The organism is uncultured Martelella sp. (assembly GCF_963677965.2).
Taxonomy (GTDB): domain Bacteria; phylum Pseudomonadota; class Alphaproteobacteria; order Rhizobiales; family Rhizobiaceae; genus Martelella; species Martelella mangrovi.
The window spans coordinates 817,815-832,908 of record NZ_CAXXFM010000001.1 but is presented as its reverse complement, the minus strand read 5'-3'; the positions used below and the strand labels follow the sequence as shown (position 1 = coordinate 832,908).

Below are 15,094 nucleotides of genomic sequence, written 5' to 3'. Positions count from 1 at the left end.
GTGATCCATGCCCGTCCGTATTGCCTATCTTCTGAATGTGCTGGCGCTTCTGGCCATTTCCTTCGTGCTTCTGTTTGCCTTTTATGACCAGTTTGCCAATGGCGAACTGCCGTGCCCGCTCTGCCTGTTGCAGCGTGCCGGTTTCGTCATCGTCGGCACCGGGCTGGCGCTCAATGTGCTGCTCGGCGTTGATGCCCGCAACTATGGGCTGATGCTTCTGGGTGCCGTCGCCGGTGGCGCGGCGGCGCTGCGTCAGGTCGCATTGCATGTCGTGCCGGGAACCGGCGGCTATGGCGCGCCCTTCCTCGGCATGCACTTCTACACGTGGGCCTTCGTGCTGTTTGCCGTTGTTGTGCTCGGCACGGGCGTGATGCTGATGCTCGGGCCGGCACGAGTTTCCGAGCGCGTCCACCGCGGCGGGCTCGGCATTCTCGCCGTTGCCCTTTTCGCGGTGATGGCGCTTGGAAACGGGGTTTCCACCCTTGCCGAATGCGGTGTCGGGCTGTGCCCGGACAATCCGACGAGCTACGAGGCGCTGGATTCGCTTCTCGGACGCTGAGCGGCGTTGCGGGAAACGGCGGGGCCGGCCTCGTACCAGCCCTTGCTGCGGTTGACGATGGCAACCACCGAGAGCATGACCGGCACTTCGATCAGCACGCCGACCACCGTTGCCAGTGCCGCGCCGGAATTGAAGCCGAAGAGCGAAATGGCGGCGGCAACGGCGAGCTCGAAGAAATTCGATGCGCCGATCAGGGCGGAGGGGCCGGCAACGCAGTGCTCCTCGCCCGATGCCCGGTTGAGGACATAGGCCAGGCCGGAGTTGAAATAGACCTGGATCAGGATCGGCACCGCCAGCAGTGCGATGATCATCGGCTGGGCCAGGATCTGTTCACCCTGAAAGGAAAACAGCAACACCAGCGTGGCCAGAAGCGCCACCAGCGAGGCCGGCTGGATCCTTGCCAGCAGCGCATCGAGCCTTGCCGTCGAACCGTCCCTGATCAGGCTCTTGCGGATCACCTGCGAGATGATCACCGGAATCACGATGTAAAGCGCCACCGACAGCACCAGCGTCGACCACGGCACGGTGATGGCCGAAAGCCCGAGCAGCAGGGCCACGATCGGGGCGAAGGCGACGATCATGATTGCGTCATTCAGCGCCACCTGGGAAAGCGTAAAATGCGGCTCGCCCTTCGTCAGGTTCGACCAGACGAACACCATGGCGGTGCAGGGGGCGGCCGCCAGAATGATCAGGCCTGCGATATAGCTGTCGATCTGGTCTGCCGGCAGCAGCGGGCGGAACAGCCAGCCGATGAACAGCCAGCCGAGCAGCGCCATCGAAAACGGCTTGACCGCCCAGTTGACGAACAGCGTGACGGAGATGCCGCGCCAGTGGCGCCCGACTTCGGCAAGGGCCGAGAAATCGATCTTCAGCAGCATCGGGATGATCATCAGCCAGATCAGCACCGCGACGGGCAGATTGACGCGCGCGATCTCGAGCGCGCCGATCGCCACGAAAACGGCCGGGAAAAAATGGCCAAGCGCGATGCCGACAACAATGCACAGCGCGACCCACAGGGTCAGATAACGTTCGAATGTGGACATGTCAGTCTGCCTTTTCGGCAATTTGCGCACCGCAGCAGGGTGCAAGGTCTTCAATCAGCGGGGCGCACAGGTCAGGATTGCCGCCGCAGCAGTCGCGCAGCAGAAAAACCACGGCCGCGCGCAGCCTTCCGAGATCCGCGCGGTAGATGATAGAGCGCCCCTGTCTCTCACCGATGACAATGCCAGCATGGGTCAACGTGTTGAGATGAGCCGACATGGTGTTTTGCGGTATCTCGAGCCTGCGCGCGAGTTCACCGGCGGCTATCCCTGCCGGCTCCGCTGCAACGAGCGTGCGGAAGGCCTGAAGCCGGGTGGGTTGGGCGAGGGCGGCGAGCACGGCGATTGTTTCAGTGTTATCCATATATCCAGAATAATGGATATAATGATCCGGTCAATCTTTTTTTCCATGCGGAAGCGGCGATTTCGATGAAGCGAACATCTGGCGTCCGGCCGGGCCTTGCGCTTTTCACCATTGCCGTGACACAGCTGCCATGCGGAAATTATGCCGAGGAGGGCGCGATGAAGCCGACGCTGATGCTTGATGTGGATGGGGTGCTGGTGCATTCCGCTCACGCCGGATCGTGGGCCACTGACATCGAGCAGGATCTCGGCATCGACCCGCAGCGGCTCGCCGAAGACTTTTTCGCCCGGCAATGGCCGGACGTCATTGTCGGCAAGAAGGCCCTGATGCCGGTGCTGGAAGAATGCCTGCCGACATTGTCACCCGATGTGAGGCCCGAGACCTTTATCGATTACTGGTTTTCCCGCGACAGCACCATTGATGACGTCGTGCTTGCCGATGTCGGCACGCTCAGAAGCAACGGCGTCGCCGTATGGCTGACCACCAATCAGGAACACATGCGGGCCCGCTATCTGATGGAGACAATGGGGCTCGGCGACCATGTCGAGGGGATCATCTATTCTGCTGCGCTCGGCACCAAAAAGCCGGAGCGGCCCTTCTTCAATGCGGCCGCCCGCCGGACCGGTGCCACGGTGGATCGGCATGTGCTGGTGGATGATTCCAAAGCCAATGTCAGCGCCGCGCGTGAGGCCGGTTGGCATGCCTTCCACTGGACACGGGATCAAAGCCTGTTGCAGATTTTCGATCAACTTGGCTGAATGCCGGTACGACGCAGATCAGTCTTTCGCATCGCTGTCATATCGATTGTGCCGATAATGCTGCTCAAGCGGGAAGGGCGGCAGCCAGCTTTCCCGCCGCACCGTCCATAATTCGTAAGTGGGCGCGAGCTGGTCCGGCGCATCGAGCGCGCCGAGATTGATTTCGGTTTCGCCATCGGAACAGGAGAAAACCGACGAGCCGCAATGTGGGCAGAAATGCCGGTCCTGATAGGCGTGAGTTTCGCCATCGATATGCACGGCATCGCTGGTGAAGATCGCGGATGCGTGGAAAAGCGCGCCATGGAATTTGCGGCAGTCCAGGCAGTGGCAGAGGCCGACCCGTTTCGGTTTTCCCTGTGCCCTGAAGCGAACCTTGCCGCACAGACAGCCACCGGTGAAGGTGTCCATTGTTCTCTCCTCCCGGGCGCGTCTGCTGTGGCAGGCGTCTTCAGATATTGGTGCGCGACCTGAGCGCTGCCACCAGCGTGCCCTCGTCAAGATAGTCAAGTTCGCCGCCGACCGGTACCCCATGGGCCAGCCGCGTCACCTTGATATCCATGCCCTCGAGCTGGTCGGTAATATAATGGGCGGTCGCCTGGCCCTCGACCGTGGCGTTGACGGCGATGATCAGTTCCTTGACCTCGCCCGCTTTCACCCGGTCGACAAGGGCGGCAATCGTCAGGTCATCCGGGCCGATGCCGTCAAGCGGGGAGAGCGTGCCGCCGAGCACGTGATAGGCGGCGTTGAGCGCCGCGGCCCGTTCCAGCGCCCACAGGTCACCGACATCTTCCACGACGATGACCAGGCTCTGGTCGCGCGTCGGGTCGGTGCAGATGGTACACGGATCGGCGGTATCGACATTGCCGCAGACCGAGCAGACCTTCACCTTGTCATAGGCTTCCTGCAACGCGCCCGAAAGCGGGCCCATCAACTGGTCGCGCTTCTTGATCAGGTGCAGCGCCGCACGCCGCGCCGAACGCGGCCCAAGCCCCGGCACCTTGGCCAGAAGCTGGATCAGTTTTTCGATTTCGGGACCGGTGACTCGTTTTGCCATGGCTCTCCCTAACGCATCGGCGGGGAAAACGGAATCCGTTTTTGCGGTTGCTGATTTTGACAGCGATGACTTTCGGAGCGAGAACGATGCGGGAGGAGAGCCGGGATGAAAATACGAGATGTTTGCATCGGTGAGACGGCAACGCTTGACGGCGTGCGCCATCGCACCGGCATTTTCAAGCGCCCCGTCGCTGGACCGGTGCAGGTCGGACCAGAAGGGTTTGATGGTGATCATATCGGTGACCGCCGGAACCATGGCGGGATCGATCAGGCCGTCTATATCGAAGGTTCGGTCTCGCTCGATTGGTGGGAAGATGAACTCGGTGTTCCCTACCAATCGGGAATGTTCGGGGAAAATCTCGTGGTTGAGGGGCTCGACAATCGTATGGTTCTTGTGGGCGATCGTTTCGTTATCGGCGATGTGGTACTGGAGGTGACCTCATGCCGCATTCCCTGCAACACCTTCGCGCGCCGCATGGAGGATCCGAAATTCGTCAGGCGCTACCGGCAGGCGGCGCGTCCGGGTGTCTATTGCCGGGTGATTGCGTCGGGCACGATCGCCGCCGGGCAGGCGATCGATTACCACAGGTTTGAAGGAACGCGTGTTCCGCTCCCGGAAATGATGGAAAATTACGGACGGAAACTCTCGCCACAGGACAAGGCGCGCTATCTGGCAGCGCCGGTTCACTGGAAGCTGCGCAAGGAACTCGAGAGGCAGGCCGATTGATGCTGCCCGTCAGCGCGTCGCAATCGCGGCCGCAGCGCTGCCGATCATGCCGGCGGAGATGCGGTTGGCGATTTTCATTGCGCGCGGGCTTTTCAGAAGGCGCCGTGTTTTTGCCGCCATGAACACCCAGGAAAGATCGACGATCGCCAGCACGGTCAGAAGCGTGGCCGTCAGTTCGATCCAGCCCAAAAGCGTAACACTGCCGAGATCGATGATCGTCGGCAGCAGCGCGACGTAGAACATCATGATCTTCGGATTGCCGAGCGTAACGCTCATGCCGGTCAGGAACATCTTCCAGCCGGAGCCGGCGTCCGGCAGTGCCTCGCCATCGGCGGCCGGTTCGGTAAACCACATTTTCCAGGCCAGCCAGACGAGATAGGCCACGCCGGCCCATTTGATGGCGATGAAGACTTCGTGGAAGGTTGACGCCACGGCCACCAGCCCGAAGACGGCAAGCGTCAGCCACAGCGCCTCGCCCAGCCACATCGCCGCCAGAAACGGCAGCACATCGCGATGTCCGCGCGCAAGAACGCGGGCGACGAGGGCTGCCACGCTCGGCCCCGGCGAACCGGCGGCCACAAACAGCGTGATGGCGAAAAGAGCGAGCGCGCCGAGGGTCATGGCCGCAAGCCTAGAACGGCAGCTTCATGCCGGGCGGGATCGGCAGGCCGGCGGTGATTTCCTTGGTCATTTCCTCGGCCTTCTGCTCGGCGCGGTCCTTGGCGTCGCGGTGGGCGGCAACGATCAGGTCTTCGAGCATTTCGGCGTCGTCTTCGGACAGCAGCGTGGGATCGATCTTGATGGAGATCATCTCGCCCTTGCCGGTCATTTTCACATTGACCATGCCGCCGCCGGAAACGCCATCGACTTCCACTGCAGCAATGTCCTGCTGCAACTGCTCCATCTTGGCCTGCATTTCCTTCATCTTGCCCATCATGCCCATCAGGTCGCGCATGCAATTCTCCTCATGTCCTGTTCGAAATCAAAAGGTTTGGTGTCACTCGTCGAGATCGTCTTCGGGAAGCACGTCGCCATCTTCGTTGACGGCCGCATCGGGCATGCCGTCGGCGCTGTCTTCCGTCGTCTCCGCCTCTTCCGCCCGCACCCGCACATCGGTGATCTTGGCGCCGGGGAAGGACTTCAGGATCGAAGCCACTTCGGGGTCTTCGCGGGCATCCCGGAACAGTTTTTCGCGGGCCGCCGTTTCCGCTTCGACCAGTGTCGGCGCGCCCGGTTCGCGGCTGAGGCTGACGAACCAGCTCTCGCCGGTCCATTCCCGCAGTTTGGTGCCGAGTTCGTTCAGGAATGTCTGCGAGGCGCCGTCTTCCAGATTGACCTCGATCCGTCCCGGCTCAAGGCGTACGAGCCGGACGAAATTGCGGATCTGCGCGCGGAGCAGCGGCATGCGATGTTTGGAACAAAGGTCGGTAATGTCCTGCAGCGATTTGATGGCCGATGTTCTCGCCGCTTCAGACGCCACGGCGGCGGCCGGCTCCGCTTCCGGTTCTGCGGCCGGTTCCGGCGCACGCTGCGGTTCCTCTTCGGCCGGGACGATGGCCTGCTCGGGTTCCGGCTGCGGTGTTTCCGAGGCCTGCGGACGCAGCATGGTCACGGTCGCCGAGGGCCTGCCGGATGGTTGTGCGCCTGTCGTTGTTGCCGATACCGCCTGTGCCGACGTGCCGCCGCCGCCTTGCGGGGCCGACGACGGGGAGGGGGGCGATGGCGGGCTCTGTTCCTCGCCGCTTTCCAGCGCGAGCAGACGTCTGGCGGCATCTTCCGGCGATGGCAGACGGGCGGCATGCGCCAGCCGGATCAGCACCATTTCGGCCGCGCCATAGGGGCGGGCGGCGTTTTCCGTTTCGGGAATGCCCTTGAGCAGCATCTGCCAGATCCGCGACAAGGCGGAAACGGCCACCGCGTCGGCAAATTCCTGACCGCGTGCCCGCTCGACCTCGCTCAGCGAGACATCTTCGGTCCCTTCGGGGACATATTTCAGGCGCGTCACCAGATGGGTAAAATCGGCAAGGTCATTGAGCACGACCACCGGATTGGCGCCGGATTCATATTGCGCATAGAATTCCTGCAGCGCTGCCTTCACGTCGCCGCTGACGACATGGCCGAACAGATCGACGATCCGGGCGCGGTCGGCAAGGCCGAGCATGGTGCGCACGATGGCCGCCTCGACACGGCCATTGCCATGCGATATCGCCTGATCGAGCAGGGAAAGGCCGTCACGGGCGGAGCCTTCCGCCGCGCGCGCGATCATCGACAGGGCCTCGTCCTCGATCTCGACGCCTTCCCTGGCGGCAATCGTGGAATAAAGCCGGACCAGATCGGCCGCGGGAATGCGGCGCAGGTCAAAACGCTGGCAACGCGACAGGACGGTGATCGGAACTTTCCGAATTTCGGTGGTGGCGAAGATGAATTTCACATGCTCCGGCGGCTCTTCCAGCGTCTTCAGCAGGCCGTTGAAGGCCTGGGTGGAGAGCATGTGCACTTCGTCGATGATGTAGACCTTGTAGCGCGCCGTCGAAGGCCGGTAGTGCACCTGATCGATGATCTCGCGAATGTCGTCGATGCCGGTATGGGAGGCAGCGTCCATCTCGATGACGTCGACATGGCGGCCATCCATGATCGCCTGACAATGCTCGCCGATCTCCTTCAGGTCGATCGTCGGCTTGTCCACCGTGGCCGTCTTGTAATTGAGGCCGCGCGCCAGAATGCGCGCCGTCGTGGTCTTTCCGACCCCGCGTACGCCCGTCAGCATATAGGCCTGTGCGATCCGGCCGGTCTCGAACGCGTTGGTCAGCGTTCGCACCATCGGCTCCTGACCGACCATCAGGTCGGTGAAGTCGTTCGGACGGTATTTGCGCGCCAGAACGCGGTAGCCGCTGTCGCCGGCAGCGTCCTTCTTCGGTTCAATATCGGATGCGTCGTCGTCGGCCATTGCCACTCATATCGGTTGTTGCCCGGTCTGCTTCAATGACCGGAAGGTGGCGAGAATAGCTGCCTCCTGGCGCCAGTGTCACGGACGCGGCGGCAGTTTGACAGAGCTTCCGGCAAAATGCACAGGAATTTTGCGCTCTGCCGCCACTTCACATTACGCTGCAGGGTCCTGGCAAACATCGACCCAGTCGGCGCCGGTGATTTCGGCAATCCGCTCGGGGGTGATCCGGATTGCGGCATTACGCGCGCCGGCAGCCGGATAGACTTCATCGAAAGCCTGCAGGCTGACATCGCAGTAAACCGTGATCGGCTGTGCAAGGCCAAAGGGGCAGACACCGCCGACGGGATGGCCGGTGATGGTTTCCACATCGTCCAGCGACAGCATGCGGACCTTGCCGCCGAAAGCCGCCTTGGCCTTCTTGTTGTCGATGCGGGCATCGCCGCGGGCAACCAGAAGAAAGCGGTCATCCTTGACGGAAAACGAAAGCGTCTTGGCAATCTGCGCGGGCGCGACGCCGTGAGCGGCTGCGGCTTCTTCCACAGTGGCGCTGCTGGCCTCCGTCTCGATGATGGTGATTTCGGGGGCAGCCTCGCTCAGATGAGCGCGAACGCTGTCGATACTCATGGGGCGCGTCTCCGACAGGACCGGGAAAAACAAAGGTGGGAGACCGGCACGATGACCCGTGCACAACTCGTTGGGGCTGCTTCCTTCCGGACCTGACCCGGTTGGCGAGGGGCACGTCCATCACCAGCCTCCCGGCCACACATATCGTCAATTTGCGTTTTGAATGCAAGCAGAACGCGGAAAAAATATCCGCCGGCAAGCGAATGGCGGGCCGGGATGTGCTTTTGCGGTTGTTGCCCCGCGTCCATTTGATACACATGTCTGAACTGCTAAGGAAAAGTGAACCGGAAATGGTCCGGGGCCGACGACCGGAATAAGGGACGACATGCAGGACTTCATGCTCGATGAACGTTTGGAGACGGAAAGCGCGGCCATTGCCACGCTGGGGCTGTCGCAGCTCCGGCTGATGCGGGACGGTCGCTGGCCCTGGCTGCTGCTCGTGCCGCAGCGCGCCGGCGTAAGCGAGGTGTTCGAGCTTGCGCCGCTGGACCAGACCATGCTGACCTTCGAAACCAACGAGGTCGCCAAGGCGCTGAAACAGGTCACCGGCGCCGACAAGATCAATATCGCCGCCATCGGCAACCAGGTGCGGCAGCTTCACGTTCATGTGGTGGCGCGCTTTGAAGGCGATGCCAACTGGCCGGGGCCGATCTGGGGCTACGGCAAGGCGGAGCCGCGCAGCGATGAAGACGTGGCCGCACTGGCCTGCAAAATCACAGAGGGAATGGCCCGCTCATGACATCTCTTTTTGAAAAGGCCGGTCCTCACGACGACCCGAGTGCGCTGACCGCCTTTGCGAACTGTCGCATCGTTCGCGATTCCGAACACCGTGCCGATGACGCCCTGACAACAGCGGCGCGCACGCCGGGCGCCCGTTTTCTGGCGTTTGCCGGCGGAAAACCGCTGGTCAAGCACGAGCGTCAGGTGCTCGATCCCTATTTCGCCCGCTATGAAATTCTCGAACTTTCGCCGGATCGCGAAAGTGCCGTTCTTCTCGGCCATGATGCCAACGGCCTTCCGCTGATTTCGATCGAACTCGGGCTCGATCCGGACACCCTGCCATCATATCTGAAGGCAACCAGTGCCAGGGCCATCTATTCCGAGGGGCTTTTTGACGAAGAGACGCAAGGCGCTTTCGCGCTTGCCACCAGCATCAATGTCTGGGCGCGCAACCATCGTTTCTGCGGGCGCTGCGGCGAGAAGGCGGAAGGGGCGGCGGGCGGTTTTCGCCGGCAATGCACGGCCTGCGGCCACATGATGTTTCCGCGTACCGATCCGGTGGTGATCATGCTGATCGTTGACGAGGCGCGCGACCGTGTGTTGCTGGGCCGCAATCCCAACTTTCCGGAAGGGCGCTATTCCTGTCTGGCAGGCTTTCTGGAGCCGGGAGAAACCGTGGAAGATGCCGTGCGCCGCGAAACGCTGGAAGAATCGGCAATCAGGGTGGGGGCCGTGCGCTATCACGCCTCCCAACCGTGGCCGATGCCCTATTCGCTGATGCTTGCCTGTTATGCGAAAGCCGAGACCTTCGAGATCAGCCGTGATGACGCGGAGCTTGAGGATTGCCGCTGGTTTTCCCGCGACGAACTGAAAGCCATTGTCGAAGGGCGGCACGAGGGCGGCATCAATGCGCCGCCCGAAGGGGCCATTGCCTTTCGGCTGATGCGCGATTTCCTCGACTGGCGTTAGGCCGGATGGTTACACCATCCTTCAGCCGCTGATCACCGCGGCTTTCGGGCCGACCTTCGTGATCGCCGATCCCGACGGACACCGCATCCGCATCTGCGAACCGGACAGGTAAATCCGGTTTCTGCCCTTTCCGTTCAGGGGATCGGGATCATGCATGAAGCGCTGCCGGTTTCGTTTTCAGCCGGCAGCGTTTTTATGCCGCGCTTGAAGGGGCTTCGGGGCCGGTCCTGGCGTCGCGCATGGTCGCCTTGATGAAATCGGCCGACGCGGCAAGCTTCTGCTCTTCCCATCCATTGAGGCTGACCGGCAATGTCCTGATGATGCCGGCGCGGCCGATAACGCACGGCATGCTGAGCGCGACATCACCGTCAAAGCCGTATTCGCCGTGTAATGTGGTCGAGGCCGGATAGATGCTGCGTTCGTCCAGCAGGACGGCCTTTGCCATGGTGACCGCCGATTGGGCGACGCCGGCATTGGTCCAGCCCTTGCCGTTCAGCACCTCATAGGCCGCGCTGACAATACGCGCCTTTACCGTATCCGGGTCGCGGATATCTTCCTTCGCAGCGAGATAATTGTCGAGTTCGGCAAAAGGAATGCCGCCGACGGTGACGTGGCTTAAAACCGGAAAGGCGGTGCTGCCGTGTTCGCCCATCATGTAGCCGGAAACCGATTTGGGATCGACATCATAGGTGTCGGCGATCAGCTTTCTGAGACGGGCGGAATCGAGCATGGTCCCGGTGCCGAAAATGCGGCCCTTCGGATAGCCGAATTCGTTTTCGGCGATATAGACCATGGTGTCCAGCGGATTGGTGATCAGGATGACGATGGCGTCTGTGGTGTATTTCGTGATCCCGGCCATGACGTCGCGGATGACTTCGCAATTGGTTCTGGTCAGCAGGGTGCGGTCGGGCTCGGCCTTCGGATTGTCGGGATCGGGAATGACGCTCGGGCCGGCGGCGATGACGATCACATCGGCATCGGCGCACTGCTCGTAGCCGCCGGAGCGGACGTCGACATTGTTCATATAGGTCAGCGCGGTTGCCTGTGCCTGATCGAGCGCTTCGCCATAGGCCACGTTCTCGAGAATATCGATCAGGCCGATTTCGGCAAACAGGCCGGTCTTCATGGCATCGGCCAGAACGTACGAGCCGACATGTCCGACGCCGACGACCACAAGTTTATTCTTGTTGTGCATGATGTTTTCTCATTCCTTTAGGCATGGCACGCGGTTGGGAGGGGTTGCATGCGTTTCGCCCTTTGACGCGTTTATGCCCCGGCAGGGGCATCATCAATGCGTTTTGAAAGATGAGGCTTCAATTTCCGGAAAAATACCGGCGGCCGTTTTCCCGGAGCGGTACGCTCACTCTTCCAGCATCAGCTGCAACTGCCGGCGCATGGGATGACCTTCGTAAACGCCCAGAATGCGCACTTTTTCGGAAAAGAACGCCAGTTCCTCCAGCGCGCGCGCCACGGCCGGATCGTCGGGATGGCCCTCGATATCGGCGTAAAACTGGGTGGCGACGAACTTGCCGCCGATCTGGTAGCTTTCGAGCTTGGTCATGTTGACGCCGTTGGTGGCGAAACCGCCCATGGCCTTGTAGAGCGCTGCGGGAATATTGCGCACATTAAAGACGAAAGTGGTGACGATCGCCGTGTCCGGACCGTTTTGTTTCGCACGCGTCTCCTTGTCGGAGAGGATGACGAAACGGGTGATGTTGCTGTCGGAATCCTCGACGTTTTCCGCCAGGATATCCAGCCCGTAAAGCGAGGCCGCCAGACGGGGCGCAAGGGCCGCCATGGTGCGGTCGTTCTTTTCCTTCACCAGCATGGCAGCGCCGGCCGTGTCGCCCGCGATCACGGGGTTCCATCCGTTGCGGCGGATGATCTTGCGGCACTGGCCGAGTGCGTGGATATGGCTGTGGACGGTCTTGATCTCGTCAAGCGAAACACCCGGCAGCGCCATCAGCTGAAACCGGATCGGCATGAAATATTCACCGACGATCGAAAGCCGGGAATCGGGCAGCTGATAATGAATATCGGCAACGCGGCCGGCCAGCGTGTTCTCGATCGGGATCATCGCCAGATCGGCATCGCCGTTTTCAACCGCCAGAAACGCATCCTCGAATGTCTTGCAGGGCAGCGGTTCCATGTCAGGATAGAAGTCGCGGCAGGCCATGTCGGAATTGGCGCCGAATTCGCCCTGAAACGAAATGCGGTTGGTCTTCATGATCATGACTGGACCTCTTTGCCTTCCAGTATCCTGCGCGCCTTTTCAAGGTCTTCCGGGGTATCGACGCCGAGCGGTTCGCTTTTGACGATTTCGACATCGATACGCATGCCGTGTTCCAGCGCGCGAAGCTGTTCGAGTTTTTCACGCTCCTCGAGAAACGAGCGCGGCAGCGAGACGAAACGTTCAAGCGCGGCGCGGCGATAGGTGTAAAGCCCGATATGGTGATAGAGCGGGCCCTCGCCCCACGGGGCGGTGGCGCGGGTAAAGTAAAGCGCGCGCAGCCTGTAGGCGCCGATCGGCGCACCGACGACCTTGACCACCTGCGAGGCGGTCTTTTCGTATTCGTCGGTGATCTCGACGGCCAGTGTCGCGATATCGACCTCCGGGTTTTCCAGAGGCCTGAGGGAAGCCTGGATCGTTGCCGGATCGAGCGTCGGCAGGTCGCCCTGCACATTGATGACGGTCTTCACGGTCTTGTCCGGGTCGATTTTTTTCAGCGCTTCGAAAATCCGGTCGGAGCCGGACTGGTGCTGGTGTCCGGTCATCACGACCTCGTAGCCGGCGTTTTCCACTGCTGCGTAGACATCAACGTCATCGACGGCGACGACGACCCGGCCCATGCCGGATTCGCGGGCACGATCGGCGACATGAATGATCATCGGCTTACCGTCGATATCGGCGAGCGGCTTGCCCGGCAGGCGGGTCGAGGTCATGCGCGCCGGGATAAGGATAATGGTTTCGTCGATTTTGTTTATCGCCACTTGCAAGCTCCTCGTCAGTTCGCCATCCACAATCGTGGAGAACGGATACACGCCGGATGCAGCGTTGCATCGTGGCACCAAAAGACATAGGTTCTTCAAGATTGCAAGGTGGTCCGGTAGAGAGGCCGGGGTAAGGGGAGCGCAACGCAATGAAATTCAATCTCAATATGGTCTTGGCGGCCCTGTTGGGGACGATCTTCGTCCTGATGACGGTTTCTTTTGTATCCGAGGCGATTTTCGATCCGAGGCCACCGGAACAGGAGGGGTATGTCATTGCGGTGCCTGAAAGTGACGCGGGCGGCGCGCCGGCAAAACCGGAAGAAACGCCGATTGCCGTGCTGCTTGCCAATGCGGATGCGGACGCCGGTGCGCGCGTTTTCAAGCGCTGTCAGGCCTGTCACACCGACACCGAGGGCGGCCCAAACAAGGTGGGGCCAAACCTCTGGAATATCGTCAATCGTCCGATTGCGACCCATGAGGGCTTCTCTTATTCCGCCGCGATGCAGGAATTTTCCAATGGCGGCGAGAAACAGTGGACCTACGAAAATCTTGATGTCTTCATCAAGGCGCCAAAGAAGGATGTGCCGGGAACGGCCATGGGCTTTGCCGGGCTTTCCCGGGATGAGGACCGCGCCGATCTGATTGCCTATCTTTCCACCATGTCGAATGATCCGGTACCGTTCCCGGAACCGCCGGCGCCGGATGAAACCGCGGATGCCGGCGCAGCGGACGGCGGTGAAACCGGGGATGCTGCCGCACCGGCAGACAGCAGCGAGGCGGCTCCGGCGGCAGATGACAGCGAGGCAACGCCGGCAGCAGACGACAGCGCCTCCGGTGATGCCGATGCAGGCCCTGCGAATGCCGAGAGCACGACGGCCGAGCCCGCCGATGACGCAGAGGCAACACCACCCGGCTCCGCCGACAGCGAACAGCCGGAAAACAGCCAATAGGCAGAGCAGGGAAGGTGGGGGCACCCGACTCAGTTTATTGACAAAGGTTGCCCTACACTCCGGGTCATTCTCGGGCTTGATGTAAAGCCCGGAGACATCCCTGACAGGTGTTCGGAAACATGCCTGACAGTTATTCGTCTTTGTTGAGGTCGATTAGGGCGACCTGGTTTGCTGCGAAGAACACGCCATGTTGGCCGTCGATTTCGAGGGGTCTGATGGCAAGGGTTTCCCCTTGAAAGGCCTTCGGCACACGCCATGCTTTGCCGTTGAATGCGACATAGGCCTTTGTGCTGCTGACACGCCTGACGATTTCGCCTGGATCATAGACGGGCTCGGGAACAGTGGCGGGAAAGCTTCGGGGCGACGGGCTGTAGCGGCTTGCGGGCACGGCCATGGCGATGCCCTGATGCGGCCGATGATGGTTATAGAGGTCGCGCCAGCGATCAAACGCCCTTTGCGCCTGCCTGAAGCCCGACAACGGTTGAAAGGCGAGAACTTCAGCCTTGAAACTGCGGTGGAAGCGTTCGTTCTTGCCGCGTCCCTGTGGATGGTAGGGGCGGGCGTGAATGAGCTCTATCCCCAGCTTGAGGAGCCAGACGCGCAAGCGTGTCCAGCCGTGCGGAACGCCGGTTCCCCAAGGGTTGCCATTGTCGGTATAGATTGCCATCGGCAGCCCGTGGTGACGAAAGATGCGTTCCAGCCGACTGCGAACCGTCATCATCCGTTCGTCGGTGCAGGCCTCAAGCCCGAGGGCAAACCGCGAATGATCATCGAGGACGGTGAGCGGATGACACCAGTCTCCCGAGACGAGCTGAAAACGTCCCTTGAAGTCCATTTGCCACAGTAGGTTTGGCGCTTCGCGCTCGAAACGTCCATAGGCCGGGCCGGCGCCCTCAGGCGTTGCGATCCGCTTGTGTCGGACCAGGATGGCATGGATTGTCGACGCCGCCGGCGGATCGATCCCCGCTCGTTCCAGCCGGCACGCAATCTTGCGGGCGCCCCAGGCCGGATGCGCATCGCGCACCTCAAGCACAGCCTGTTCAAGCGCCTGATCGGTGCGCCGCGGACTGGCGTGCGGCCGCCGCGAGCGATCCTGCATCCCCTCGCAGGCCCTGAAACGCTTCAGCCAGACATAGCCCGTCTGGCGAGAAATCCCGAAACGTCGGCACAATTGCGAAACATTCGCGCCCTCAAGCGCACAAAGCCGGCAAAACTCCAACCGCTGATCCACCACAGACTTCGTCTCCCACCCCATCCGAACCTCCCAGATTGCAATCCGGGAAGTGTCAGGCATGTCTCCGAACATCTGTCAGGTATGTATCAAGGCCGTACACTTGACCCGAGGATCCAGGGCTACACGATGTATGCTTGCTTGAAGTCCTTTCTTATCAA

17 protein-coding genes, 1 other RNA gene and 1 pseudogene are annotated in these 15,094 nt (G+C 61.3%); 6 read left to right on the top strand and 13 right to left on the bottom strand.

Annotation, left to right across the window (positions count from 1 at the left end; translation table 11 throughout):
* The first annotated feature begins 7 nt into the window (after positions 1-7).
* A complete protein-coding gene (locus ACHZCU_RS04110) occupies positions 8-559 on the top strand; it encodes a disulfide bond formation protein B (RefSeq protein WP_319517765.1) in 552 nt (183 codons plus the stop codon).
* Here ACHZCU_RS04110 and arsB read toward each other — a convergent pair.
* Together arsB and ACHZCU_RS04100 are read right to left on the bottom strand one after the other, a co-directional pair.
* Entirely contained in the window at positions 526-1,602 is a 1,077-nt protein-coding gene (gene arsB, locus ACHZCU_RS04105; RefSeq protein ID WP_319517764.1) for an ACR3 family arsenite efflux transporter, read from the bottom strand. The genes ACHZCU_RS04110 and arsB overlap by 34 nt on opposite strands.
* A gap of 1 nt (position 1,603) precedes the next feature.
* Positions 1,604-1,963, bottom strand: a complete 360-nt coding sequence (locus ACHZCU_RS04100; RefSeq protein ID WP_319517763.1) for a metalloregulator ArsR/SmtB family transcription factor — start codon at positions 1,961-1,963, stop codon at positions 1,604-1,606.
* A 65-nt stretch (positions 1,964-2,028) separates the two neighbouring features.
* On the opposite strand from ACHZCU_RS04100, the gene ACHZCU_RS04095 reads away from it, so the two are divergent.
* Positions 2,029-2,721 (top strand): HAD-IA family hydrolase, encoded by a 693-nt coding sequence (locus tag ACHZCU_RS04095; RefSeq protein WP_319517762.1) that lies wholly within the window; start codon positions 2,029-2,031, stop codon positions 2,719-2,721.
* A gap of 18 nt (positions 2,722-2,739) precedes the next feature.
* Here the strand turns inward: ACHZCU_RS04095 and ACHZCU_RS04090 are convergent, their stop codons facing one another.
* Positions 2,740-3,129 carry a GFA family protein gene (locus ACHZCU_RS04090; RefSeq protein ID WP_319517761.1) on the bottom strand — a complete coding sequence of 130 codons (390 nt, stop codon included), beginning with the start codon at positions 3,127-3,129 and terminating at the stop codon, positions 2,740-2,742.
* A gap of 40 nt (positions 3,130-3,169) precedes the next feature.
* Positions 3,170-3,775, bottom strand: coding sequence for a recombination mediator RecR (gene recR, locus ACHZCU_RS04085; RefSeq protein ID WP_319517760.1), 606 nt, complete (start codon positions 3,773-3,775; stop codon positions 3,170-3,172).
* A gap of 105 nt (positions 3,776-3,880) precedes the next feature.
* Between recR and ACHZCU_RS04080 the strand changes: the two genes are divergently transcribed.
* Positions 3,881-4,501, top strand: a complete 621-nt coding sequence (locus ACHZCU_RS04080; RefSeq protein ID WP_319517759.1) for an MOSC domain-containing protein — start codon at positions 3,881-3,883, stop codon at positions 4,499-4,501.
* A 9-nt stretch (positions 4,502-4,510) separates the two neighbouring features.
* Here the strand turns inward: ACHZCU_RS04080 and ACHZCU_RS04075 are convergent, their stop codons facing one another.
* The 5 genes from ACHZCU_RS04075 to ffs all read right to left on the bottom strand — a co-directional run bounded on the left by ACHZCU_RS04075 (position 4,511) and on the right by ffs (position 8,204).
* Positions 4,511-5,122, bottom strand: a complete 612-nt coding sequence (locus tag ACHZCU_RS04075) for a LysE family translocator (protein WP_319517758.1) — start codon at positions 5,120-5,122, stop codon at positions 4,511-4,513.
* Between the two features lie 10 nt (positions 5,123-5,132).
* Positions 5,133-5,456: a YbaB/EbfC family nucleoid-associated protein gene (locus ACHZCU_RS04070; RefSeq protein WP_106308080.1), complete on the bottom strand. Its 324-nt coding sequence runs from the start codon at positions 5,454-5,456 to the stop codon at positions 5,133-5,135.
* A gap of 42 nt (positions 5,457-5,498) precedes the next feature.
* Positions 5,499-7,448, bottom strand: coding sequence for a DNA polymerase III subunit gamma/tau (locus tag ACHZCU_RS04065; protein ID WP_319517757.1), 1,950 nt, complete (start codon positions 7,446-7,448; stop codon positions 5,499-5,501).
* Positions 7,449-7,601: 153 nt separating this feature from the next.
* Complete coding sequence (locus tag ACHZCU_RS04060) at positions 7,602-8,072, bottom strand: YbaK/EbsC family protein (protein WP_319517756.1); 471 nt, start codon at positions 8,070-8,072, stop codon at positions 7,602-7,604.
* Between the two features lie 35 nt (positions 8,073-8,107).
* Positions 8,108-8,204, bottom strand: an RNA gene (gene ffs, locus ACHZCU_RS04055) — signal recognition particle sRNA small type.
* A 193-nt stretch (positions 8,205-8,397) separates the two neighbouring features.
* Here ffs and ACHZCU_RS04050 point away from each other — a divergent pair.
* Entirely contained in the window at positions 8,398-8,811 is a 414-nt protein-coding gene (locus tag ACHZCU_RS04050; RefSeq protein ID WP_106308071.1) for an HIT family protein, read from the top strand.
* The gene (gene nudC, locus ACHZCU_RS04045; protein WP_319517755.1) at positions 8,808-9,761 is read left to right on the top strand and encodes an NAD(+) diphosphatase; all 954 of its coding nucleotides are present in this window, start codon (positions 8,808-8,810) and stop codon (positions 9,759-9,761) included. Before ACHZCU_RS04050 ends, nudC begins: the two co-directional genes overlap by 4 nt.
* 193 nt (positions 9,762-9,954) lie before the next feature.
* Here nudC and ACHZCU_RS04040 read toward each other — a convergent pair whose 3' ends face one another.
* From ACHZCU_RS04040 to ACHZCU_RS04030, 3 genes are all read right to left on the bottom strand, one after another.
* The gene (locus ACHZCU_RS04040; protein WP_319517754.1) at positions 9,955-10,956 is read right to left on the bottom strand and encodes a hypothetical protein; all 1,002 of its coding nucleotides are present in this window, start codon (positions 10,954-10,956) and stop codon (positions 9,955-9,957) included.
* Positions 10,957-11,121: 165 nt separating this feature from the next.
* A complete protein-coding gene (locus ACHZCU_RS04035) occupies positions 11,122-11,994 on the bottom strand; it encodes a prephenate dehydratase (RefSeq protein WP_106308057.1) in 873 nt (290 codons plus the stop codon).
* Complete coding sequence (locus tag ACHZCU_RS04030) at positions 11,991-12,752, bottom strand: 3-deoxy-manno-octulosonate cytidylyltransferase (protein ID WP_319517753.1); 762 nt, start codon at positions 12,750-12,752, stop codon at positions 11,991-11,993. Before ACHZCU_RS04030 ends, ACHZCU_RS04035 begins: the two co-directional genes overlap by 4 nt.
* 149 nt (positions 12,753-12,901) lie before the next feature.
* Between ACHZCU_RS04030 and ACHZCU_RS04025 the strand changes: the two genes are divergently transcribed.
* Entirely contained in the window at positions 12,902-13,702 is an 801-nt protein-coding gene (locus ACHZCU_RS04025) for a c-type cytochrome (RefSeq protein WP_319517752.1), read from the top strand.
* Between the two features lie 29 nt (positions 13,703-13,731).
* Here the strand turns inward: ACHZCU_RS04025 and ACHZCU_RS04020 are convergent.
* Positions 13,732-14,957, bottom strand: a pseudogene (locus ACHZCU_RS04020) (IS481 family transposase).
* Positions 14,958-15,094 lie beyond the last annotated feature (137 nt).